The sequence below is a fragment of the Lysobacter gummosus genome (assembly GCF_001442805.1).
GTDB lineage: Bacteria > Pseudomonadota > Gammaproteobacteria > Xanthomonadales > Xanthomonadaceae > Lysobacter > Lysobacter gummosus.
In genome coordinates this window covers 989,589-1,012,800 of sequence record NZ_CP011131.1, presented here as the reverse complement: position 1 = coordinate 1,012,800, position 23,212 = coordinate 989,589, and the positions used below count along the sequence as shown (strand labels likewise).

General features: G+C 67.5%; 21 protein-coding genes and 1 pseudogene. 10 read left to right on the top strand and 12 right to left on the bottom strand.

Annotated elements, in window-relative coordinates:
* Window positions 1-84 precede the first annotated feature (84 nt).
* Window positions 85-747, bottom strand: a complete 663-nt coding sequence (locus LG3211_RS04110; protein ID WP_057941713.1) for a protein kinase family protein — start codon at window positions 745-747, stop codon at window positions 85-87.
* 204 nt (window positions 748-951) lie between these two features.
* Here LG3211_RS04110 and LG3211_RS04105 point away from each other — a divergent pair, with 204 nt between their 5' ends.
* Window positions 952-2,997 (top strand): bifunctional DedA family/phosphatase PAP2 family protein, encoded by a 2,046-nt coding sequence (locus LG3211_RS04105; protein WP_057941712.1) that lies wholly within the window; start codon window positions 952-954, stop codon window positions 2,995-2,997.
* On the opposite strand, the gene LG3211_RS04100 is transcribed toward LG3211_RS04105, so the two are convergent.
* The 3 genes from LG3211_RS04100 to LG3211_RS04090 form a co-directional block, all read right to left on the bottom strand.
* Complete coding sequence (locus LG3211_RS04100) at window positions 2,973-3,563, bottom strand: LON peptidase substrate-binding domain-containing protein (RefSeq protein ID WP_057945263.1); 591 nt, start codon at window positions 3,561-3,563, stop codon at window positions 2,973-2,975. The two genes, LG3211_RS04105 and LG3211_RS04100, sit on opposite strands and share 25 nt — an antisense overlap.
* A gap of 153 nt (window positions 3,564-3,716) precedes the next feature.
* On the bottom strand, window positions 3,717-5,057 hold the full coding sequence (gene mpl / locus LG3211_RS04095) for a UDP-N-acetylmuramate:L-alanyl-gamma-D-glutamyl-meso-diaminopimelate ligase (RefSeq protein ID WP_237049880.1): 1,341 nt from the start codon (window positions 5,055-5,057) through the stop codon (window positions 3,717-3,719).
* 266 nt (window positions 5,058-5,323) lie between these two features.
* On the bottom strand, window positions 5,324-5,902 hold the full coding sequence (locus LG3211_RS04090) for an adenylate kinase (RefSeq protein ID WP_057945261.1): 579 nt from the start codon (window positions 5,900-5,902) through the stop codon (window positions 5,324-5,326).
* 184 nt (window positions 5,903-6,086) lie between these two features.
* Between LG3211_RS04090 and LG3211_RS04085 the strand changes: the two genes are divergently transcribed.
* The 4 genes from LG3211_RS04085 to LG3211_RS04070 all read left to right on the top strand — a co-directional run bounded on the left by LG3211_RS04085 (window position 6,087) and on the right by LG3211_RS04070 (window position 9,916).
* Window positions 6,087-7,391: a 6-phosphofructokinase gene (locus LG3211_RS04085; RefSeq protein WP_057941711.1), complete on the top strand. Its 1,305-nt coding sequence runs from the start codon at window positions 6,087-6,089 to the stop codon at window positions 7,389-7,391.
* A 9-nt stretch (window positions 7,392-7,400) separates the two neighbouring features.
* Window positions 7,401-8,315, top strand: a complete 915-nt coding sequence (locus tag LG3211_RS04080) for a helix-turn-helix domain-containing protein (protein ID WP_057941710.1) — start codon at window positions 7,401-7,403, stop codon at window positions 8,313-8,315.
* A 106-nt stretch (window positions 8,316-8,421) separates the two neighbouring features.
* Window positions 8,422-8,886, top strand: a complete 465-nt coding sequence (locus tag LG3211_RS04075; RefSeq protein ID WP_057941709.1) for a VOC family protein — start codon at window positions 8,422-8,424, stop codon at window positions 8,884-8,886.
* 220 nt (window positions 8,887-9,106) lie between these two features.
* Window positions 9,107-9,916, top strand: coding sequence for a hypothetical protein (locus LG3211_RS04070; RefSeq protein WP_057941708.1), 810 nt, complete (start codon window positions 9,107-9,109; stop codon window positions 9,914-9,916).
* A 76-nt stretch (window positions 9,917-9,992) separates the two neighbouring features.
* Here LG3211_RS04070 and LG3211_RS04065 read toward each other — a convergent pair whose 3' ends face one another.
* From LG3211_RS04065 to LG3211_RS04060, 3 genes are all read right to left on the bottom strand, one after another.
* On the bottom strand, window positions 9,993-10,526 hold the full coding sequence (locus LG3211_RS04065; protein WP_237049829.1) for a hypothetical protein: 534 nt from the start codon (window positions 10,524-10,526) through the stop codon (window positions 9,993-9,995).
* Window positions 10,527-10,682: 156 nt separating this feature from the next.
* Window positions 10,683-10,853, bottom strand: a complete 171-nt coding sequence (locus LG3211_RS26260) for a hypothetical protein (protein ID WP_187313131.1) — start codon at window positions 10,851-10,853, stop codon at window positions 10,683-10,685.
* A 95-nt stretch (window positions 10,854-10,948) separates the two neighbouring features.
* A complete protein-coding gene (locus LG3211_RS04060; protein WP_057941707.1) occupies window positions 10,949-11,134 on the bottom strand; it encodes a hypothetical protein in 186 nt (61 codons plus the stop codon).
* Window positions 11,135-11,754: 620 nt separating this feature from the next.
* On the opposite strand from LG3211_RS04060, the pseudogene LG3211_RS04055 reads away from it, so the two are divergent.
* From LG3211_RS04055 to LG3211_RS04050, 3 genes and pseudogenes are all read left to right on the top strand, one after another.
* Window positions 11,755-13,779, top strand: a pseudogene (locus tag LG3211_RS04055) (sodium-translocating pyrophosphatase); the annotation flags it as partial.
* A 45-nt stretch (window positions 13,780-13,824) separates the two neighbouring features.
* A complete protein-coding gene (locus LG3211_RS26975) occupies window positions 13,825-14,283 on the top strand; it encodes an OmpA family protein (protein ID WP_235115165.1) in 459 nt (152 codons plus the stop codon).
* A gap of 263 nt (window positions 14,284-14,546) precedes the next feature.
* The gene (locus LG3211_RS04050) at window positions 14,547-15,506 is read left to right on the top strand and encodes an alpha/beta hydrolase family protein (protein ID WP_222837571.1); all 960 of its coding nucleotides are present in this window, start codon (window positions 14,547-14,549) and stop codon (window positions 15,504-15,506) included.
* Window positions 15,507-15,597: 91 nt separating this feature from the next.
* Here the strand turns inward: LG3211_RS04050 and LG3211_RS04045 are convergent, their stop codons facing one another.
* The 4 genes from LG3211_RS04045 to LG3211_RS04030 form a co-directional block, all read right to left on the bottom strand.
* Complete coding sequence (locus tag LG3211_RS04045) at window positions 15,598-16,155, bottom strand: hypothetical protein (RefSeq protein WP_148648738.1); 558 nt, start codon at window positions 16,153-16,155, stop codon at window positions 15,598-15,600.
* Window positions 16,156-16,479: 324 nt separating this feature from the next.
* Window positions 16,480-18,018 (bottom strand): M91 family zinc metallopeptidase, encoded by a 1,539-nt coding sequence (locus tag LG3211_RS04040; protein ID WP_057941704.1) that lies wholly within the window; start codon window positions 18,016-18,018, stop codon window positions 16,480-16,482.
* A 144-nt stretch (window positions 18,019-18,162) separates the two neighbouring features.
* Window positions 18,163-18,576: a discoidin domain-containing protein gene (locus tag LG3211_RS04035; protein ID WP_057941703.1), complete on the bottom strand. Its 414-nt coding sequence runs from the start codon at window positions 18,574-18,576 to the stop codon at window positions 18,163-18,165.
* Between the two features lie 83 nt (window positions 18,577-18,659).
* Window positions 18,660-19,655, bottom strand: a complete 996-nt coding sequence (locus tag LG3211_RS04030) for a sterol desaturase family protein (protein ID WP_057941702.1) — start codon at window positions 19,653-19,655, stop codon at window positions 18,660-18,662.
* Window positions 19,656-19,989: 334 nt separating this feature from the next.
* Here LG3211_RS04030 and ppa point away from each other — a divergent pair, with 334 nt between their 5' ends.
* Window positions 19,990-20,538: an inorganic diphosphatase gene (gene ppa / locus LG3211_RS04025; RefSeq protein WP_057941701.1), complete on the top strand. Its 549-nt coding sequence runs from the start codon at window positions 19,990-19,992 to the stop codon at window positions 20,536-20,538.
* A 274-nt stretch (window positions 20,539-20,812) separates the two neighbouring features.
* Window positions 20,813-22,207, top strand: a complete 1,395-nt coding sequence (locus tag LG3211_RS04020; RefSeq protein ID WP_057941700.1) for a trypsin-like serine peptidase — start codon at window positions 20,813-20,815, stop codon at window positions 22,205-22,207.
* A 131-nt stretch (window positions 22,208-22,338) separates the two neighbouring features.
* Here the strand turns inward: LG3211_RS04020 and LG3211_RS26255 are convergent, their stop codons facing one another.
* On the bottom strand, window positions 22,339-23,124 hold the full coding sequence (locus tag LG3211_RS26255; RefSeq protein ID WP_187313130.1) for a hypothetical protein: 786 nt from the start codon (window positions 23,122-23,124) through the stop codon (window positions 22,339-22,341).
* Window positions 23,125-23,212 lie beyond the last annotated feature (88 nt).

Genomic DNA, 23,212 nt, shown 5'->3' with positions numbered 1-23,212 from the left:
ATTCGGGATTGGTGATTCGCAAAAGCCGAAGCGTACGACCCATCCTATCCCGAATCCCTAATCACAAATCCCCAATCCCCGCCCTCAAGGCTTAGGCCCCTGCCCCTCGTTGTCTTCCCAATGCAGGATGCGCCGGGTCACGAAGCGATACACCGGCTTGCCGGTCGCGAACCAGGCCTCGCGCACCCACGAGTGACGCTTGAGCACGCGCCGCTCCACCGGCGTCAGCGCGTTCGCGCAATAGGTGCGCTTGTGCTTGAGCAGATGGCGCAGGTCCTCGCGCGCAAGCAGCCGCATCCAGCGCGAGCGCGGGTCGCCGCGCACGGCGAGTTGGAAATCGATGATCGCCGGAGTGCCGTCGGCCAACACCAGCCAGTTGGCTTCCTTGGCCAGATCGTTATGCGCCAGGCCGCGCCGGTGCAGGCGCTGCAACAGGCGCCGGGCCAGCCGGAAATAGGCCAGATCGCCATGTGGCGGGCGCTGGTACATGGCCGCGCCTTCCATATAGCTGCGATCGAGCCGGCGCCCGTTCCAGCGCAACAACTGCGGCGTCGCCTCCAATCCGTGCACTTGCTGCAGCGCGCGGGCCTCGCGCCGCGCCAGCCACCAGGCCGGCAGACGCAGCCACAGCGGCACGTGGGCCAGATCGCGGCGCACGAACAGGCCGCCGGCATCGCGCATCAGGGCGATGCGGCCGAAACTGTCGGCCTTCAGCGCGGCCACTTCGATTTCACTGACGTCGGACATCGGGGAAGTGTACTTCGGGCCCGGTCGGGGGCATTGGACGCAGAGTGTGGGGATTACGGAACTCGCAGCCTTGCCGCGACTCGATTCATGGAGAACGGCCCCCGTCCACCGCCCTCGTTCCCCTTCCGCCCCGTCCCTGTCCCGTGCCCTCAGTCACGCCCACCAGTCACCCGCGCCACAGAATGGCCTGCCTATAATCGTCCGATGGACTCAGCCTGGCTAGAAAGCGCGACCGCATGGATCGCGGCCAATCCGATCGCGGCCGGCATCGTGATCTTCCTGATCGCGTTCTGCGATGCGCTCATCATCCTCGGCATCGTGGTGCCGGCGCTGCCGTTGCTGTTCGCGGTCGGCACGCTGGTGGGCCTGGGCCACATCAACGGCCCGTACGCGCTGATCTGCTCGACCCTGGGCGCCTTCGCCGGCGACGGGCTGAGTTACTACATCGGCCACCGCTGGGGCCCGCAATTGCGCGAGCGCTGGCCGTTCGCGAAATATCCGCAATGGCTCGACCGCGGCGAGAATCTGTTCCGCCGCAACGGCAGCAAGGCCATTCTGATCGCCCGCTTCGTCGGCGCGATCCGTCCGTTCGTGCCGGCCATCGCCGGCATGCTGCGCATGCCGATGCGCCGCTACGCCCTGCCCAGCCTGATCGCCTGCGTCGGCTGGTCGGCGCTGTTCCTCGCCCCGGGTTGGGTGCTGGGCGCGTCCTACGACGCGGTCGCGGCGGTCGCCGACCGGCTCGCGGTGGTGCTCGGCGGCCTGGTGGTGGCGGTGGCGCTGGTGTGGGCCACCGTGCTCTACACCTGGCGCTGGTTCGCCAATCACGCCGACAACCTGCTCGCGCGCGCGCTGCGCTGGACCCGCGCGCACCCGCGCCTGGGCCGTTACGCCGCCGCGCTGATCGATCCGAACCGGCCCGAATCGGCGTCGCTGGTGATGCTGGCGGTATGTCTGCTGGCGATCAGCTGGATCTGGTTCACCCTGCTCGCCACCTTGCTGGCCAGCGGCGGGCCGCTGCAGATCGATCACACCGTCCACGAGTTCATGTGGACTTTGCGCAATCCGCTCGCCGACCGGATGATGGCCGCGCTCGCTGGCCTGGGCGATCTGCAGGTGCTGGCACCGGCGTCGATCGCGGTGCTGGCCTATCTGGCCTGGCGGCGGCGCTGGATGGCCGCGGCGCATTGGGTCGGCGCGATCGTGTTCGGGCTGGTGCTGACCTCGGTGCTGGAAGCGGCCATCGACATGCCGCGTCCGCCGACCGCGCCGGCCGGATTCGGCTTTCCTTCGGTCGCGGTCACCATGACCACGATCGTGTTCGGCTTCTTCGCCGTGCTGATCGCGCGCGAATTGCCGGGGCGGCAACGGGTGTGGCCGTACTTGCTGGCGGGCGTGGTCACTACCCTGGTCGGATTCGCGCGGCTGTATTTGGGCGCGCACTGGCCCAGCGATCTGGTCGGCGGCACCTTGTTCGGCATCGTCTGGCTGTTGCTGCTGGGCATCGCCTATCGCCGCCACGTGGCGCGTTCGTTCTGGATGCGCCCGCTGGCGTGGTTGTTCTACAGCGTGTTCGTGATCGCGGCCCTGTGGCATGCGCCGCGTTCGGCCGATGCGCTGCTGGCCAAGTTCGCTTCGGCCACGCCGACCACGGTGCTGGACGCCGCGCAATGGTGGCAACGCGACTGGACGCAACTGCCGGCGCAGCGCAACGAACGCGATGCGCGCCGGCGCTGGCCGCTGGACATCCAGATCGCCGGCCCGCTGCCGCCGTTGCGCGTCAGTCTGGAAGCGGCCGGCTGGCGCGTGCAGGAACAGGCCGACTGGCTGGCGACCATCGCCCTGCTCGACGACGACACGCCGCCACGCGAGCAAGTCGTGCTGCCGGCGACGCTGGATGCGCAGGCCGAATCGCTGCTGATGCTGCGCGACGGCCCGACGCCCGACGTGCAATACGCGCTGCGCCTGTGGCCGGCGCCGTCGGTGTTGTCCGACGGCACGCCGCTGTGGATCGGCACCACCCAGACCCTGCGCCTCAACCAGCCCTTCGGCGCGGCGGCGCTGTGGCTGCCGCAGTCCGACGACGGCAACGCGCACGCGCAGGTGCGTCATGCGCTGACCGGTTTCACCATGATCCAGCAGGCGCATCCGAAGAACGGCGTGAAGGTGTTGCGAGTGCGTTCGCAGTATCGGCCGCCGGGCGACGCGCCCGCCTCGCCCCAACCTCAGGGCAACAGCGACAGCAACTGATCCAGGCGCAGGTGCGGATCGTCTATCTGCAACAGCACTTGCCGCTGCGGCAACGACAGCGGCAATAGCTCGGCCAGGCGCCAGCCGACCCAGGCCGCGTCGTCCATGCGCGAATGCGGGGCCTTGGCGTGTTCGCCGCCGGCCTGTTCCAGCAGACTTTCGAGCAAGGTCACCAGCAGCGAATGCTGCGGCCGTACGACTTCCTCGCCGTCGCCGGCGCACCATTGCACTTCGGCGACCTGCAGGCCGTTATCGCGCACGCGCACGCGGCTGGCGTGGAAGCGGCGCGCGCCGCGCACGCGCAAGGTCAGCAGGCCGTCGTCGCCGGTGCCGAAGTCTTCAATCAAGGCTTCGGTGCCGTAGGCCGCGGCCGATGCCGGGTTGCCGACTTCGCTGCCGTCGATGATCAAACACACGCCGAAGCCGCGGCCCTGGCGGCCGCATTCGCGCACCAGATCCAGATAGCGGCGTTCGAATACGCGCAAACCCAGCGAGCCGCCCGGCAGCAGCACGGTGTGCAAGGGGAACAGTCCCAGCGTCTCGGCGGCGGCGGTGTCGGCGGACATGGCCGCAGTGTAACCGCGGCGCGCGCGCTCACCCAGCCGGTTGCGGTGGCGAGAATGCGATGCGGCGGCGAAGCCTGCGACCGGCATCGCAGAGCGAGTCGGGCGATGCCCTCGCCGATGCCGGCGGGCGCTTGGCCCGCCGCGTAACGATCGTCAGCTAGCTTGCGATTCGCGCAAGGCGGCGAAGAACCGGCGCGGCGCGCCGTCGAAGCCGCCGTTGGACATGAACACGACGTGGTCGCCCGCGCGCACGCGTTCGCGCAAGGCCGCGATCAGCGCATCGGCGTCAGGCACGGTGACGCCTTCGCCGCGCAATCCGCCCACGACCTTGCCCGCGTCCCAGGCCAGTTCGGGGCGATGCAGAAACACCACCGCGTCGGCATCGTTCAACGACGGCGCCAGCGCTTCGCAATGCGCGCCCAGCCGCATCGAATTGCTGCGCGGCTCCATCGCCACCACGATCCGCGCCGAACCCACGCGCGCGCGCAGGCCGGCGAGCGTAGTCGCGATCGCGGTCGGGTGATGGGCGAAATCGTCGTACACGGTGACGCCGCCGGTTTCGCCGATCACTTCCAGCCGGCGCTTGACGCTGCGGAATTCCGCCAGCGCCGGCAGCACCGTCGCCACCTCGACACCGACCGCGTTCGCCGCCGCGAGCGCGGCCAGCGCGTTCATCACGTTGTGGCGGCCGAGCAGCGGCCAGCGCACTTCGCCGATCTCGCGGCCGCGATGGACGACGACAAAGGCGCTGCCGTCTTCGTGGATCATGCGCGCGGTCCAGTCGTAACCGGCCTTGCCTTCCAGGCCGAAGCGCTCGACCGGCGTCCAGCAGCCCATCGCCAGCACTTCGCTCAGGCGCTCGTCCTCACCGTTGACGATCAGGCGTCCGCGACGCGGCACGGTGCGCACCAGGTGATGGAACTGGCGCTGGATCGCGGCCACGTCGGGAAAAATATCCGCGTGGTCGTATTCCAGATTGTTGAGGATCGCCACCAGCGGCCGGTAGTGGACGAACTTGCTGCGCTTGTCGAAGAACGCGGTGTCGTATTCGTCGGCCTCGACCACGAACTCGCGGCCCGCGCCGATGCGCGCGGACACGCCGAAGTCCTCCGCCACCCCGCCGATCAGGAAGCCCGGCTTGCGGCCGGCGGCTTCCAGCAGCCAGGTGAGGATGGTGGTGGTCGTGGTCTTGCCGTGGGTTCCGGCGACGGCGAGCGTGTCGCGGCCCGGCAGCACCTGCTCGGACAGCCACTGCGCGCCGGAGGTGTATTTGCGGCCGTCGTCGAGGACTTGCTCGACCGCGGGATTGCCGCGCGAGAGCGCATTGCCGACCACGATTTCGTCGCAATCGGCGGAAATGTGCTCGGGTCTGTAGCCCTGCTGCAGCGCGATGCCGAGTTGTTCGAGCTGGGTGGACATCGGCGGATACACCGCCTGGTCGCTGCCTTCGACTTCATGCCCGAGTTCGCGCGCGAGCGCGGCGACACCGCCCATGAACGTGCCGGCGATGCCCAAGATATGGAGCTTCAAGATCCGAAATTCCGAAAGAGACTGCGAATGTTCAACGTAGCGGCTCCCGCTGGCACCAACTCCCCCTCTCCCGCTGGCGGGAGAGGGATGGGGTGAGGGGGCGCGAAGGTCGGCGAGCGGCGCAACCTGCCTGGCACCAACTCGAACCACCTGGCTTTCAATATGGCGTGGGGCTGCGCTTGCCCTCACCCCAGCCCTCTCCCGTGAACGGGAGAGGGAGCAAAAGCGAATCAGCCGACAACCGGCGCCGGCGACAACGCCTCGACGATCCGCGTGAACACCTCATCCAGCGAGCCCACGCCATCGACCACGGTCAGGCGCCCATGCTGGCGGTAATACTCGATGACCGGCGCGGTGACTTCGTCGTAGACCTTCAGGCGGGTGCGGACCGCGTCCGGACTGTCGTCCTTGCGGCCTTGCTCGGCGGCGCGGCCGGCGATGCGCTCGACCAGCAGCTCGATCGGCACTTCCAGCTGCACGGCGAAGTCCATCGGCTGGCCGATCTTCTTCAGCAGCGCATCCATCGCATCGGCCTGGGCCAGATTGCGCGGGTAGCCGTCGAGGATGAAACCGCCGGCGGTGTCGGGACGCGAGAAGCGGTCCTCGAGCATGCCCAGCAGGATTTCGTCGCTGACCAGGTTGCCGGCATCCATCACCGCCTTGGCTTCCAGGCCCAGCTTGGTGCCAGCGGCGACTTCGCCGCGCAACAGGTCGCCGGTGGAAATATGCGGCACCTGCAGATGCTCCTTGAGCCGCGTGGCTTGCGTACCCTTGCCGGAACCGGGCGCGCCCAGTAGTACCAATCGCATCAACATCGCTCCTAAGACACATGAAACCATGGCGTCCGTGCGCCCTGGCGACGGACCCGGCCCGCCGGCCGCGCTTGAAGCTGGCCAGTCCGCGGGGCGGCGCTACACTCGAAGCTGCCAACCACCCGCCGGGCAAAATGTTGCGGTCAGCTTACCGCAAACCGGCGCCAATCCTGGAATCCCCATGCCGACCGGAACCCCCGCCAGAAAGTCGCCCCGCCCGTCTTCGGGCAAGATCGCCGGAAACCTGCTTTACGCGCAATCCGGCGGTGTGACCGCCGTCATCAATGCCACCGCCGCCGCGGTGATCGAGACCGCCCGCGCCCGCGGGGTCAAGGTATTGGCCGCCCGCAACGGCATCCTCGGCGCGCTGCGCGAGGAGCTGATCGACACCTCGAAGGAAACCGCCGCGGCGATCCGCGCCCTGGGCCACACCCCCGGCGGCGCGTTCGGCTCGTGCCGGGTCAAGCTCAAGTCGCTGGACGCCGACCGCGCCCGCTACGAGCGCCTGCTGGCCGTGCTCAAGGCCCACGACGTGCGCTGGTTCCTCTACAACGGCGGCAACGATTCGGCCGACACCGCCCTCAAGGTCTCCCAGCTGGCGGCCGAATTCGATTACCCGCTGACCTGCATCGGCGTGCCCAAGACCGTGGACAACGATCTGGCCGTGACCGACTGCTGCCCGGGCTTCGGCTCGGCGGCCAAGTACACCGCGGTGTCGGTACGCGAGGCCGCGCTGGACGTGGCGGCGATGGCCGAGACCTCGACCAAGGTCTTCGTCTATGAGGCCATGGGCCGCCACGCCGGTTGGCTGGCCGCGGCCGCGGGCCTCGCCGGCGACGGCCCGGACGCCGCGCCGCACCTGATCCTGTTCCCGGAGCGGCCGTTCCAGGAAGCGGATTTCTTCGCCAAGGTGAAGGCCACGGTCGAGCGCGTGGGCTATTGCGTGGTCGTGGCCAGCGAAGGCATCCAGACCGCCGACGGCCGCTTCGTCGCCGATGCCGGCGGCGGCAAGGATTCCTTCGGCCACACCCAGCTCGGCGGCGTCGCTTCGCATCTGGCCGGGCGGGTCAAGGACGCGCTGGGCTACAAGGTGCATTGGGCCCTGCCCGACTATCTGCAGCGCTCGGCGCGGCACGTGGCGTCGAAGACCGACGTCGAGCAGGCGCGCGCGGTCGGCAAGGCCGCGGTCGAGTTCGCCCTGAAGGGCATGAACTCGGTGATGCCGGTGATCGTGCGCACTTCCGATGCGCCGTACCGCTGGAAGATCGAAGCCGCGCCGCTGAACAAGGTAGCCAATCACGAGAAGAAGATGCCGGCCGGGTTCCTGCGCAAGGACGGCTACGGCATCACCGCCAGCGCGCGCAAATACCTGGAGCCGCTGATCCGCGGCGAAGCGCCGCCGCCGTACGGGCGCGACGGCCTGCCGCAGTACGTGGCGCTGAAGAACACCGCGGTGAAGCCCAAGCTGCCGCCGTTCGAGGGCTGAGCGGCGACCGTGTCCAGCCGCGCGCCGCTGCTGCCGCCCCTGCGGCCCTGGATCGAACAGGTCTGGGTCAGCGCGCGCGCCGACGCGGCGCCGGCGCATGCGCGCGAGCATTCGCTGCCGAGCGGGTCGATGCATCTGGCGATCCGGCTCGACGGGCCGCCGTTGCGGTTGTATGCGGATGCGGACGATCGGGTCGGGCGCGGTTATTCGGCGGCGGTGGTGGCGGGTGTCCGAGCTTCGTACTGCATCAAGGACACGTCGTTGCCGGCCGCTTCGGTTGGCGCGGTGTTGCGTCCGGGCGCGGCGCTGGCGCTGTTCGGGGTGTCGGCGGCCGAGTTGGAAAGCCGCCACGTCGATCTGCGTGAGTTGTGCGGCGCGCGCGCCGACGACTTGTACGAACGCCTGTCCGCCTGCGCCGATCCGCGCCGCCGCCGTGCCTTGTTCGAACGTTTCCTGCATGCGCAGCTGCGGCCGGTGCGTGGGCTCGATCCGCAGATCGCGCAGGCGGTGAGCAGCCTGCAGCGCAGCGCGCCGGCCTTGCAGGCAGCGGCGCGGTTGGAAACGATCGTCGCCGATGAGGATGACGACGACGACCTGCGCATCGCCGCGCTGGCCCGGGCCAGCGGACGCAGCCACCGCCACTTCATCGCCGGCTTCCGCGATCTCGCCGGTCTGGCGCCGAAGCGCTATGCGCGGGTGCTGCGTTTCAAGCGTCTGCTCGCCGCGCTGGCGGCGACGCCGCGGCCGCAGTGGGCGCAGTTGGCGGTGGATACGGGGTATTTCGATCAGTCGCATCTGATCCGAGAGTTCCGCCGCTTCGCCGGGGTGAGTCCGCGCGAGTATCTGGCGGCGGGGGCGGCCTCGGCGCATCACTTGCCGCTGGGAACCGCGCGCGGCGATTTGAGCGGAAAGCATCGGGGCTGAAAGCCCCTCCCACAAAAGCCCCTCCCACGAACTCGGTAAATTTCGTCCAATCCGCAGCGCCGGCGGCACCGCACACTCGCGCTCACTTTCCACACGGAGCCCCCTCATGGCCGTCCACGAACTGTTCTCCTACCTGTGCGTGGCCGACGCCCAGGCCGCGGTCGAGTTCTACTGCAAAGTGTTCGAGGCCAGCGAGAAGTTCCGCCTGGTCGAACCGGGCGGGCGCATCGGCCATGTCGAACTCGACCTGGGCGGCACCACCTTGATGCTGTGCGAGGAATTCCCCGAAGTGGACATCCGCCGGCCGCAGCCCCAGCACGGCCACAGCCATACCCTGCATCTGCACGTGGACGACGCCGACGACACCGTCGCCCGCGCGGTCGCCGCCGGCGCGCGGCTGACCATGGCGCCGCGCGATCATTTCTACGGCGAGCGCTCGGGCACGGTGATCGATCCGTTCGGCCATCGCTGGAACATCGGCCACAGCATCGAGGCCTTGGCGCCGGAGGAAATGCAGCGCCGCTACGATCTGGACCCGGATTGCGCCGGCGGCGAAACGGCGTCCGACTGAAGCCCGGCGGGCCGGACGGTACAGCCCGGAAGGCCCGCCGCGGCGCGTGGCCGGCGGTCACCGCATCTGTGCGCCGCGTCGCCTAATCCCGCCCCCCGGGGCGGGATAGCCACCGAAAAACGTTGAATCGCCCACCCGATTGCGGCAATCTGCCGCCGTCGGCGTTCGTGCGGGATCAGAGCGCAGGGACGCAACGATTCATCATTACAGGGAGTCCTTCATGAAAGGCAAGTTTCTGGTTCCGTTGGTGCTGCTGATCCCTTCCCTCTCGGCCGTCGCCGGCCAGTGCGAAACCAATTTCGTCAAGAAGGGCAACATGATCACCGGCACCGAGTACTTCACCTCGGTCCAGGTCAGCGGTCTGTCGGCGGCCAGCGCCATCGGCCAGGTCCGCAACGCCGGCATCGCGCGCAACATGGTCGTGCTCGACGAAGACCTGAACGCCGGCACCCTGGTGCTGGAAGAGCCGTCCACCGCGATGAGCCGTCCGCTGCCGCTGCAGGTCACCGCCGACAACAGCGGCACCGTGACCGCGTCGCTGAAGCTGCGCAAGGCATCGGTCGGCCATACGGAAGAAATCAAGAAAGGCATCTGCGAGATGATCGGCTCGCTCAAGCCGGGCAAGACCGCGCCCTCGCGCGCCGCCGCGCCCAAGCCGCTGCCGACCGTGATCGACGCGCCGCGCCTGGCGCGTGAAATCGAAGCGCAGGCGAAGGAAAACGCCGCCGTGGTCGCCGACCGCTACAAGGGCCGCGTGTACACGGTGAAGGGCTCCAACGCCGGCGTCAGCGACGGCAAGAACGGCCGCTACTACGTCACCTTCCAGGCTACCACCTCGCTGATCCCGGGCATGGCCGGCAGCGATCGCGAGCTGTTCGCCACGCGCGTGCGCTGCCTGCTGCAGCCCAACCAGAAGGCCTATGCGCTGACCTTGCGCGCCAACGACCGGATCCAGCTCACCGGCACCTTCGATGAGTACAACGACACCGACTTCGTGGTCGAACTCAAGGATTGCGTCGGCGTCAAGTAAGCCGACGCTCGCGCTGGAAACGCAGAGGGCCGCGAAAGCGGCCCTCTTGCTTTATCGAAGTTGGAAACCGCCGCGCTCAGCCGCCGCAGGCCTTGCCTTCCACCGTCATCGACGCGGCGAACATCGGCACCGCCGCCAGTTTGCTGGCCGCGGCCTTTTCTTTTTCTTCCTGCAGGTACAGACGCGACTTGCCCTGCGCGTCCAGCGTCGGCGGCGCGATCGCGGCCGGCTTGCGCCAGATCCGCACCACCGCCTGTTGCTGCGTGCAGGCCGCGTTGGAAACCCGGATCAGATCGTTGAACAACCAGCCGCCGGCCACCGAGGGCTGGGCCTTGGCCGCATCGACGAAACGCGCGCGCGGCTGGCAATTCGGGCTGGTGCGCACGACCGCGAATTTGTACGGCTGCGCGGCCTGGCCGGTGAACGCGCCCTCAAGGCGCGCGCAGGCTTCGGGAATCTGCCGCAGCGTGCGCACCTCGCCGACCGGCTGGGCCGGCACGGCGGCATCGCGCTTGATCTCGGGCGCCGGATCGGCGGCGGACACCGGGGCGGCGTTCAACGCCAGGGCGCTGAACAGGCTGACACTGACTAGGACGGGGACGTAACGCATCGTCGGCTCCGGTTCGCAAGGCCGACGCAGCCTCGCACGCAGCGGCTGAACCGTCACTTCACCCCGGCCGCGCGGGCGTTCGCGCGGCGGCGCGCCGTGTTGCGCATCGGCGACGATCGCGCCGCCGACACGCGCGATACCACGATGGGCGACCGGTCAGACCGGGCACACGCCGATGGCGCAACACTGCTGGCAATACGCCAGCGATGCTCCGGTAGCCCGGCAACTGGCGATGCAGCCGGTGCCGGCCTGGGGCACGGCCACGGCCGACATGCCCACGCCCAGGCCGAAAACGAAGAGACAAGCGACGATCCATTTCCTGCGCATGAGGACTCCTTATCGTTGCCAGCCGCGCATCCGGGGTATATCCGGCGGGCGCGGCGAAAGCCGGCGGCCGCGTTACGGCCGCCGGCACGCTCGGCTCAGTCGATCACCGGGCACTGCTTCTGCACGCAGCAGGCCCAGCAGTACGCGTGTGTGTTGGTGAGCTTGCACTCGGCCAAGCACGCGGCCATTTCCTCGGTGATGTTCGCGCTACCGGCGAAGGCGGTCACGCCCAGGCCCATGCCGAACAAAAACACGCAACCTGCGATCAGCTTCTTGCTCATTCGTTTCTCCCCAATCGTTTGAAGTTCGACGGAACATCCTTTCCTGCACTTCAAGCGCGCGGGCCCCGGATCGATTCGCGACTCGGCGCCCGGCTCTCGGCCGCGGATGCAGCGATCCGCGGCGCGCGCCGCGCCGGTCGTGGCGATTCCATGACCTTGCGGCACGCGCTGCGATCTAAGCCGCGTGCCGCGGCAGTGTCAAACCGGCCCGTCATGCGCGGGCAAACAGCGGTGCGCACGTTCGCGCGGCCGGCCGCGCGAACGTGCGCGCGGCCTCGCCCCGGCCACGCATTCAGCCTCGAATGACTCCCGCCTATGGACGCAGGTCAAGCCCGCGCCGGGATCGAGTCGGGAACAAACTCGATGGGTTCCGTGACACGGGTCGCAAGCCCGCCTCGAATGTCTCCGCGGCCCCGGCGCGTCAACGGCGCGTGGTTTCGTCGGCCCAGTGCCTATGCCATAGTCGGCCCACGCCGTGTTCGCAGCACGGCGTCGCTGCAATGCAGCACGCGCAGCGCGCGGGACGCGATTCCACGGCGCATCGGCCAACGAGCGAATTCGCGGCTTACAACTCGATCCGTTGTCCTGTGATGTCCACTTTCTAACTCGGGGAGGGGTTCATGCTGGAGCAGTACGGTTTGATTCTGGCGCTAGGCTGCGCCGTCATCGCGATCCTTTACGGCATCGTGTCCGCGCGCTGGATCAGCGCTCAACCCGCCGGCAACGCACGCATGCAGGAGATCGCCGGCGCGATCCAGGAAGGCGCACGCGCCTATCTCAATCGTCAATACACCACCATCGCCATCGCCGGCGCGGTGTTGTTCGTACTGATCGGCATCTTCCTCAACTGGCATACCGCGATCGGTTTCCTGATCGGCGCGGTGCTGTCGGGCGCGGCCGGCTACATCGGCATGAACGTATCGGTGCGCGCCAACGTGCGCACCGCCGAAGCCGCGCGCAAGGGCATGGGCCCGGCGATGGACGTGGCGTTCCGCGGCGGCGCCATCACCGGCATGCTGGTGGTCGGCCTGGGCCTGCTGGGCGTGGCCGGGTACTGGCTGGTGCTGGCCAAGATGGGCGTCAGCGGCGAGAAAGCCCTGCACGCGCTGGTCGGCCTGGCGTTCGGTTCCTCGCTGATCTCGATCTTCGCCCGACTGGGCGGCGGCATCTTCACCAAGGGCGCCGATGTCGGCGCCGACCTGGTCGGCAAGGTCGAAGCCGGCATTCCCGAGGATGACCCGCGCAACCCCGCGGTGATCGCCGACAACGTCGGCGACAACGTCGGCGACTGCGCCGGCATGGCCGCGGACTTGTTCGAAACCTACGCGGTGACGGTGATCGCGACCATGCTGCTGGGCTCGCTGATGGCCGGCGAAGTCGGCGGCAACGGCGTGCTGTATCCGCTGGTGCTCGGCGGCGTGTCGATCATCGCTTCGATCATCGGCGCGTTCTTCGTCAAGGTGAAGACCGGCGGCTCGATCATGGGCGCGCTGTACAAGGGCGTGATCGTCTCGGCGGTGCTGGCGGCGATCGCGTTCTATCCGATCACCACCGAGCTGATGCGCGATTCCAGCTTCGGCGCGATGAACGTCTACGGCTGCGCGCTGATCGGCCTGATCCTCACCGGCGTGATCGTGTGGATCACCGAGTACTACACCGGCACTCAGTACGCGCCGGTCAAGCATGTCGCGCAGGCCTCCACCACCGGTCACGGCACCAACATCATCGCCGGCCTGGGCGTGTCGATGAAATCGACCGCGCTGCCGGTGATCGCGGTATGCGTGGCGATCTGGAGTTCGCACTACCTCGCTGGCCTTTACGGCATCGCCATCGCCGCGACCTCGATGCTGTCGATGGCCGGCATGATCGTGGCGCTGGACGCCTACGGCCCGATCACCGACAACGCCGGCGGCATCGCCGAGATGGCCGAACTTCCGCCGGAAATCCGCGCCATCACCGACCCGCTGGACGCGGTCGGCAACACCACCAAGGCGGTGACCAAGGGCTATGCGATCGGTTCGGCCGCACTGGCCGCGCTGGTGTTGTTCGCCGATTACACGCATAACCTGCAGGCTGCGCATCCGGGCGTGGTGTTCAACTTCGATCTGTCCGACCACATGGTGATCATCGGCCTGTTGATCGGCGGCCTGATTCCGTACCTGTTCGGCGCGATGGCGATGGAAGCCGTCGGCCGCGCGGCCGGCGCGGTGGTCGAGGAAGTGCGGCGTCAGTTCCGCGACATTCCCGGGATCATGGAAGGCACCGGCAAGCCGCAGTACGACAAAGCCGTGGACATGCTGACCAAGTCGGCGATCAAGGAAATGATCGTGCCCTCGCTGCTGCCGGTCGCGGTGCCGGTGGTGATCGGCCTGCTGCTGGGACCGAAAGCGCTCGGCGGCCTGTTGATCGGCACCATCGTCACCGGCATCTTCGTCGCCATCTCGATGACCACCGGCGGCGGCGCCTGGGACAACGCCAAGAAGTACATCGAGGACGGCCATCACGGCGGCAAGGGTTCGGAAGCGCACAAGGCCGCGGTCACCGGCGACACCGTCGGCGACCCGTACAAGGACACCGCCGGCCCGGCGATCAATCCGCTGATCAAGATCATCAACATCGTCGCGCTGCTGCTGGTGCCGCTGTTGCCGGTCGGCGGTCTTAACGCGTCCGATGCCGGAGTCCCGCAGCCGATGCCGGCGCTGACCGCGCCGGCCGACAGTTCGGGCGGATCCGGCGTAGGCGGCGAGCCCGCCGCCGAAGCTCCGGCCGCCGATGCGGCCGCTTCGTCCGCCGCGAGCGATGATGCGAACACAAGCGGCAGCGACGCCGCCTCGCCGCAGCGCAGCGCCAAGCTCTACTTCGAGGTCGGCAAGTCGCAGCCTCCGGCCAATGCCGAAGCCGATCTGGCCGGCGTGGTCGCCGCGCTCAAGGACGACGCCAGCACCAAGGCGCGCATCTCCGGCTTCCACGACGAAACCGGCACCGCCGCGACCAACGCGGAGCTGGCCAAGAAGCGTGCGCAGGCGGTGCAGCAGTGGCTGGAATCGCAGGGTATCGCGGCCGACCGCATCGTCCTCGACAAGCCGGCGATCGCTACCGGCGGCGGCGACGCCAAGGAAGCGCGGCGGGTCGAGATCACCGTCGAGTAACACCGGCAGCGCAGGCTGCATACGACGACGGCGGCTTCGGCCGCCGTTTTCGTTTTTGGCGTTGCGGTGGGAGACAACTGTGGTGGGAGGGAGCTTTAGCCCCGATGCTTTTCGACCCGGCACCGCCATCTGAAAGAAAAGCATTGGGGGCTGAAGCCTCTCCTGCAACAGATTCCGAGGCATGCGCGGGTTGTGGCTATGATTGCGCCGAACCATTCAGGCTCAACACCCGCATTCACCACGGGACTCACAGGAAGGACACGATGAAAACGAACTATGGATGGCTGCTGATGCTCGCGCTGATCGCCGGCGGTTGCGCGCGCTCCGGCGTCGACGCGAACCCGCCGGGCACGGCTTCGAACGCAGACGCGGAAGCGAAAACCCTCAGCCAGGCGCGCGCCTCGGTCGATCCGCAACTGATCCGCCAGCAACGCGACGGCACGCAGGTGCCGGTGCCGCCGCAGGGCACGCTCGATCTGGTGCGCTATCCGTCCGCGGCCGGCGAACTGGCCGCCTATCTGAGTCCGCGCCCCGCGCAGCCGGGCAAGCATCCGGCGATCATCTGGATCAGCGGCGGCGACTCCAACACCATCGGCGACTCGTGGACGCCGCAGTCGCGCGACAACGATCAAAGCGCGATGGCGTTCCGCCAGGCCGGCGTGGTGACGATGTATCCCTCGCTGCGCGGCGGCAACGACAATCCCGGCGTGCGCGAAGCGTTCTACGGCGAGGTGCAGGACATCCTGGCCGCGGCCGATTATCTGGCCAAGCTCGATTTCGTCGATCCCAAGCGCATCTACCTGGGCGGGCACAGCACTGGCGGCACCCTGGTGCTGTTGGTCGCCGAAACCGACCCGCGTTTCCGCGGCGCATTCGCCTTCGGCCCGGTCGCGGACGTGTCCGGTTACGGCGAAGGCATGCTGCCGGTGGCGCTGGACAACGAAGCGGCGATCCGCCTGCGCTCGCCGGTGCATTGGACCGCGTCGATCCGCAGCCCGGTGTTCGTATTCGAAGGCGACCACGACGCCAACACCGAAGACCTGCTGCTGTTGCGCAAACTCAATCAAAGCCCGCAGGCGAAGTATTTCCTGATCCCGCGCGCGACCCACTTCACCACGCTGGCGCCGGCCAACGAGTTGATCGCGAAGAAGATCATCGCCGACCGCGGCGAACACAGCGATATCGGCTTCAGCGAGGCCGAACTTTCGCAACTGCTTCCGTAAGCGATCGTGGCCGATCGCTCGGACTATGCGTGAGCGCAGCCGCTGCGCTCACGCTCCGCGCCTGTCGCAAGGCGCGGCGTCCTTGCGGGCTTCAGGATTCAAAAGCCATGCGCGCGACATCGAACCAAGGCGTGCACAGCGTTTGCTGACGTTCGGCCACGGCGAACGACGCGCGCCAGATTTCGACGTCGCCGACCTGCTCGGGCGAGTTGAAGTCGGCCTCGGCGAATGCGGCCACGCCCAGGCACCAGCGCAATCGCTTCGGCGCCTGCAGGCCGGGCAATGCGAATTCGAAATGCCCGTTGGATTGCGCGCCGGCCGCGAGCTTCGCCGCCAGCGGCGTGGGCGGCGATACCGGCGCCGGGCGCGGCAACGGCAGGGCAATGTGTTCGAGCACGACGTCGTCACCGACGTTGCGCAATGTCGGTGCGGCGATCGCGCCGGCTTTCTGCCGGCCGCTCGCGAGCGCATGGCGATCGCCGCGATCGAACACCGCCAACGCCCGCGCGCCGGTGTTGCGCAATCGGTAATCCACCCGCAGTACGCGCTTGGCCGGATCGTAGGCGAAGGACGCGGCCAGCTCGGCGTCCTGCCCTTGCACCTGGGTTTTCGCCGCTGCGGCCGATGAGGCATGGGTGGAAGCAGACATGGTCCGGCCGGGCTCCGCGGCGAAACAGGGAGACGACGCTGCCGCGGCTATGGCCAGCAACGCGATGGGGAAACGGGCAGCAGATTTTTTGAATTTCATACCGCGACTCGGATAAGGGAACGGTACTAGAGGTGTGGTTTTTTTTGTGAGAGGGGCTTCAGCCCCGATGCCGTCCGGTCCGATGCAGCGATCTGAAAGGAAAGCATCGGGGCTGAAGCCGCTCCTACAAAAGATCTCGCGGCAATCTAAACAAAGCGAAGGCAGCCCGCGGTGAACGCGGGCTGCCTTCAGGCTCCCCTAACCTAACCGCAGTGGCAGCGATATTCAGAGCGAATAGCTCGGCCGGTCCGGCAAGCCGAGTTCGCCGCGCAAGCCGTTCTCGGTCAGATGATCGGGATTGGCCGTGGTCTTGGGCGTGCCGGGATCGCCGTCGAAGTCGTAGGCCGGCGCGCTGGTTTCCAGGCCCACCGCCTGACGTTCGGCATTGGGCACCCGGCCGTCGTCCGGACCGGTGCCGCGATAGGTGCCCGGCTGGAAGCTGCCGTTGACGCCGTTATAGGAATGCGACATCTCGTGATACAGCACCACCACCGGCGCCGGGAATTCGGCCATGTGGAACGAGGGGTTGTAGCTGATCTGCACGTCGCCGCCCTTGCCCGGCTTGCCGTTGACGATGTCGGCGTCGTTGCTGAAGGTCTGGGCGTAGCCGTTCTGCTCGTTGGCCAGTTCCTTGATGGTCACGGTGTTGCCGCGCGCGGCGGCCTTGTCGAATTCGGCCAGCATCTGCTGCCCGTTCGGCGAGCTGCGCAGGAAGTCGATCTCGGCGCCGACGCGCTGCTTGAACGCATCCGAGCCTTCGATGCTCACGCCCTTGCTGGAGCTGATCTCGACGTTGATCACCGTGTTCCTGGCGCCGCCGGCGGCATTGATCAGATCGGCGGCGGTCTGCGCATAGACGGTGTCGGTGCCGGACTGGTTATCGACCGTGTCCTTGCCCGCGCCGGTATAGACCGCGTCGTCGCCTTCGCCGCCGCGCAAGGTGTCGTCGTCCAGGCCGCCGGACAGCATGTCCTTGCCGGCGCCGCCGTCGAGCGCGTCGTTGCCCTTGCCGCCTTCGAGGAAGTCCACGCCGTCGCCGCCGGCCAGGCGATCGACGCCGTCGCCGCCGTACACCACGTCGTCGCCGCTGCCGGCGTCGAGACGATCGTCGCCGCTGTTGCCGAACACATCGTCGCGGCCGGCGCCGGTGCTGATGTCGTCGTTGCCCAGGCCGCCGTCGATGCGATCGGCGCCGGCGCCGGTGGCGATCTTGTCGTCGCCCGCGCCGCCATCGACGACGATGTTGACCTTGACGTTGGAGGCGACGTTGATGGTGTCGTTGCCGGCGCCGCTGCGGATGGTGAGTTCCTGGTTTTCGCCCAGGCGCACTTCGTACTTCTCGCCGTTGACGCCGACATCCAGGGTGCCGTCGTCGCGCTGGGTGATCTGCACGTCGTCGTTTTTCGCGCCGGTGCTCAGCACCACCTGGTCGGTGCTGACGTAGGTGCGGCCGCCGCCGGCATCGGCCAGGGTCTGCTCGCGCGCGATCGAGACTTCGGCGCCTTGATGCAGCGGATCGATCTGGACGGTCTTGCCGTCGGGCGTGCTGCCCTGGCTGCGCTGCTGCGGATTGGTGTCGGTGCCTTCGATGCGGACCGCATCGCCCGTCGCCGCGCTTTGCGCCGGCGCCAGCAAGGCGGCCGGATCGGCGGTCACCTGTGGCTGCGGGTCGAGCAGACGGCTCGGGTCGTTGGCGGCCGGGTTGTCCCAGTAGCTGTCGGCCGGGGGCGGCGCGGGACGGGTGGCATCGAGCTGTACGGACATGTCGGACCTGCGATGGACGGAGTTCGAGCCTCCATAGATACGCAGACGTATGGCCGCATCCAAGCTAGGGCGTACCCAAGCTAGGGTCGGCACCAGGGTCGGCACCAGGGTCGGCCCGCGGCCGGCGCGGGCCGCTGGCGCGGGTTACCAGACTTCCAGTTCGTAGATCCGCGTGGCCGGATCGGCCGGGTCCTGCGCGGGTTGGCTCACCTCCAGGCGCACGTAGCGCGCCTGCATCGGTGCGATGCGATGGGTGCTGACGCCTTCGACGTTGTCGTCGATCTTCACCACTTGCCGCCACCTCGCGCCGTCGGGCGACACCGACAGGGCGAACGCGCGGGTGTTCATCGATGCCGGTTCCGCGCCGGCCTGCGCATGCTTGACCGTGAAGCCGTGCAACGTGCGCAGCGATTGCAGATCCACCTGCAGCCACGCCGGCCGTTCCAGCGAGCAGAACTTGTCGTGGGTCTTGCTGGCGAGCAAACCGTTGACCGCTTTCTCCGCTTCCTCGCCGGGCTTGCAGATCGTCGAGCCCGTGGTCGGACGCTTCAGAGCCAAGTTAACCCGCGCAGGTTCCAAGGCCTGCGCCGACGACCCAAGCAAAACCAGACTCACCGCCACGCCCCACCCGCACCAACGCGTCATACCGATGCCCTCTGTTGCGCCAGCCACGCACGTTTGCTCGCCTCGGCCGTCTTGTGGTCGCCGTCGTGGCTCCAACCCGGCGGCATCACCAGATACAGCAACTTGTTCTTCAATCCCGGCGCTTTGGCGATATCGCGCCCCAAGGCATGGAACTCGCCCAGGTAAGCGTCGAGAAAACTGCCGGGCTTCATCGGCCGGGTGATGCCGTATTCGATGCGCACGTCTTCGCGCTGCGGCTGGTAGGTGCGAAACACGCGGTCCCAGACGTTGAGCAGATTGCAGAAGTTGGTGTCCATGTAGACCACGTTGCGCGCGTGATGCACGCGGTGATGCGCGGGCGTGAGGATGATCCGGTGCAGGAACCCCAGGCGTCCGTCCTTGAGCGCGTGTTCGCCCAGATGGATGAACTGCCCCCACAGGCCGTCGATGAACATGATCAGCAGCAACAGCGGCGGCTCCACCCCGGCCAGGATGCAGATGCTGGTGCGTACCAGGTCCGCGTACGGCGCCTCCAGGAACAAGTGCGCGTAGTTGACGGACAGATTCATCGCCACCGGCGCGTGATGAGTCGAATGCAGACACCACAGCAGCCGCACCTTGTGCGCGAGGTAGTGGTAGACGAAGTGCGCGAACTCCCAGACCAGATAGCCGTAGATCAGGCCCGGCACGCTGATGCCGACCTGAAACGGCGCGTACGGCTGCAGCAGGCCGATGCACAGGGTGACCACGCCGAAGGTCAGGAACGCCGAGATCAGCCGGTTGGCCAGCATGGTCAGGAACGGGAGCTTGTAGTCCTCAAGCTTGAACTGGCGATGGGCGATGGTGCGCAGCAGCTCATAGACCAGCAGGACCGGGATCACCGGATACAGCAGCGCCGCCGCGCCGTCGGCGCTGAGCAGGGCCCGGTAGCCGCGCTCGGCCAACAGCTCCAGCAATGCGCCCAGGCCGAAAAAGCCGACCAATTCCTGCTGGACATGCCCCCACCACTGCATCGCCGCCCCCGGATTTATATCGATCTAAATCGAGGATAGACAGCCGGGCCGGCAACCGGCAAGCCGGCGGCCGCGCAGGCGTTGGACGGCGGATTTGCGTTTTTTGGACGCCTCCCCAGGTGCCGTCGGACCTCGGCGCTCGATCGCGCGTTTCGCCGCCGATCGCCGCACGAAGGCCGGGCTTTGCCGCCGATTGGACGTTTACGCGCCGAGCGGGGACGCACCGATCCGCCCTGCCCCTCGTGCTGCAATGCAACAGCCGGCCGCGTAGAATGGCGCACCCCTTTCTTTCATCCGGCCCGCACCTGCGCGGGCCTCAGCAGTCGGAGCACACATGGGTCTGGACCTCGTTCCCACCGGCAAGAACCCGCCGCACGAGCTCAACGTCATCATCGAAATCCCGAAGGACGCCGAGCCGGTCAAGTACGAGGTCGATAAGGCCTCCGGCGCGATCTTCGTCGACCGCATCCTCTCGACCCCGATGCGCTACCCCTGCAACTACGGCTACGTGCCGCACACCGTCTGCGGCGACGGCGACCCGGCCGACGTGCTGGTGGTGCTGCCGCTGCCGCTGATCCCCGGCTCGGTGATCCGCTGCCGCCCGGTCGGCGTGCTGCGCATGGTCGATGAGGCCGGCAGCGACGAAAAGATCCTGGCCGTACCGGTGGACAAGGTCTTCGCCGGTTACAGCCACATCAACGACATCGACCAGGTCAGCCCGCACTGGCTCGAGCGCATCGGCCACTTCTTCGAGCACTACAAGGACCTGGAGAAGGGCAAGTGGGTGAAGCTCGACGGTTGGGGCAACGCCGAGGAAGCCAAGAAGATTCTTGTGGAGTCGATCCAGCGCTACGCGGCCGAGGCCGACAAGCCGAACTTCTGATCGATTCGCCGCATCGCACGACCGGATGCAAAAAAGGCCGCCCCGATGGGCGGCCTTTTTTTTGCCCCGCGCCGAAGCCGGCATTGGCGCCGATAGCCTCGCGGCTTGGGCGACTTGCGAATTGAGACCGGTCTCACGGTCGAACACACCGAGGGCGCTTTCTGTCCACATCGTGTGGGTAGGGAGACCGCGAGTGGGCGGCGTTACAACTACTGCCCCTCTCCCGCTTCGATGGGGCTATCGGCTTACCCACCGCACTCAGGAATCCATGCCCATGATCGCAAAGAACGCGCTGTCGCTTGCCTTGCTCGCCGGATTGTCGGGTTTCACGACTCTCGTCTCGGCGGAAGAAATGGGGCCCGCTCCCGTCACCGCGGCGCCCTCGGCCAAGGCTCTGGGGGGCGTCGAGTTCGCCACAGGCAGCAAGTCGAAGGCCATCCGGGCGGTCGATCTGGGCCTGCCGGAACAAGCCGCGCTCACCGCGATCCGAGGCCGTCGCGCCGATCAGGTCAAGAACGGCACCCCGCTTGAGGTCGGCTTCACCCGCAACGTCGGCCGCAGCCGCATCGACCTGGGAGGCCTGGACTGGGAGACGCTGGCCGACGGTTCGCGCGGCGCGCGTTTCACTCTGACCTCCACCAACGCGGTCGCGCTGCGGGCCGGCCTGCAATTGCGGGCGACCGGCAAAGCCGCCGCCTCGGCGGTCACGTTCCGCTTCGCCGGCAGCGACGGGCGCGTCTTCGCTCAGGACGGCGGCGCGTTCTCCGGCAAGGCGCCGGGTTGGTCGGCGGTAGTCGCGGGCGACACGATCACCGTCGAAATCGTCCTGGCCGCCGGTCAACGGCCCGATGCTTTCTCGCTGAGCGTGCCGCAGCTGTCGCATCTGGATATCGATCCGGCCGGCAGTTCGCGCGAGTTCGCCAAGGCCTCCGGCGTGGGCGCAAGCCAGGCCTGCGAACAGGACATCGTCTGCCGCGTCAATCCGAGCGCCAGCTTTCTCGATACGAGCAAGGCGGTGGCGCGGATGGTCTTCACCACCAGCGCGGGGTCCTATCTGTGTTCGGGAACGCTGCTCAACAACAGCAACTCGCCGAAGCGGAATCTGTTCTGGACCGCGGCGCACTGCATCAGCACGCAGACGGTCGCCGACACGCTGCAGACCTATTGGTTCTTCGACGCCACCGCTTGCAATAACGACACCGCCAATCCGGGCGCGGTCACCTTGTCCGGCGGCGCCTATCTGCGCCATGCCGACACCACTCGCGACACCTCGCTGCTGGAGCTGAAGAGCGCGCCGCCGACGGGCGCGCTCTACGCCGGCTGGAACAGCGCGGCCATCGCCGCCACCGGAACTTCGATCGAAGGCATCCACCACCCCGCCGGCGATCTCAAGAAGTACTCGCTGGGCACGGTGAAAGGCTTGTCGACGACGCTCGACGGCAAGACGCCGCTCACCCAGGTGGTCTGGAATGCGGGCGTGACCGAAGGCGGTTCGTCGGGTTCCGGGCTGTTTACGATCAACAGCTCCGGCGACTACCAACTGCGCGGCGGCCTGTACGGCGGCTACTCGGCGTGCAGGAAAAAGGGATCGCTGGGCCCGGACAAGCCGGACTCGTACTCGCGCCTGGATGGGGTGTGGTCGAGCATTTCGTCCTACTTCTCGCCTTAATCGTTTCCCTGTTTGAACACTGCCCCCTCGGATCAGGAGGGGGCAGTTCGATCCGCGGGTTTGGCGAGGCGGCGTAAACGATTCATCCCAGACCGCATGCGGGCAGCGCCCGCATGCGAATACTCAGCGGCTCAATGGCCTTTACCGTTTCCCTTGCCGTTTCCTTTGCCATTTCCCTTGTCGTTGCCGTGTCCCTTACCGTTTCCGTGCCCCTTTTCATTGCCACGGAAATCATCGCCCTTCGATCCGCCCTTTCCATGGCCTTTCGACGAAGGATGGTCGGAGCGATACGAATCGTGCTTGGACCCGCCCGGTCCTTTCGAGTGGCCCTTGCCCTTGCCGGGGCCGTGATCGGCCCAGTTCACGTGCACGGATTGATCGACCCGGATCGGATAGCCCCAGCGATCGTACGTGGTCACCGCGCCGCGCTTGAGCGCGTGGAACGCGGGCGAGCCGGGCTTGATGCCCATGCGTTGCGCGACCGCGCCCCAGCCCTGCCCCGGATTGCGGTCGTATTCGCGGACCACGTTCTGGCAAGGCACGCCGAGTGAGCGCGCCAGCGCGCAAGCGTAGTAGACATCGCCCGGGGCCCAACGCCGGCGCTGCAACAATTCTTCGACGTAAGAGCGCGGCGCACCGTAGTAGCCGCTGATCTCATCGACGAAGGGTTCCGGATAGCGCCGTCCGTAATCGTTGATCTCGCCCAGGCGCGTATCCACCCAGACATCGCCGGTGCGTATGTTGTAGCCGACGGTTTGCGCTTGCGCCGTCGCCATCAGGCTCAGGCCAAGCAGCGCAGTGAGCGCGGAGCGCTTTAGAAGTTTCATCGTGACACCTCGTCGTGGTGCGTGTGGTCCAGGACATGCGAAAAACCGCGCCGATGCCCGCAGGCGCCCGCGTCCATGCTTGAAGTTCAACCCTGTGCCCGATCTTAGCGCGAAGCGCCGGGCCCGGATGACGCCGCCGGGCTTGCAAACGCAAAGGCCCCGGGTCGCCCCGGGGCCC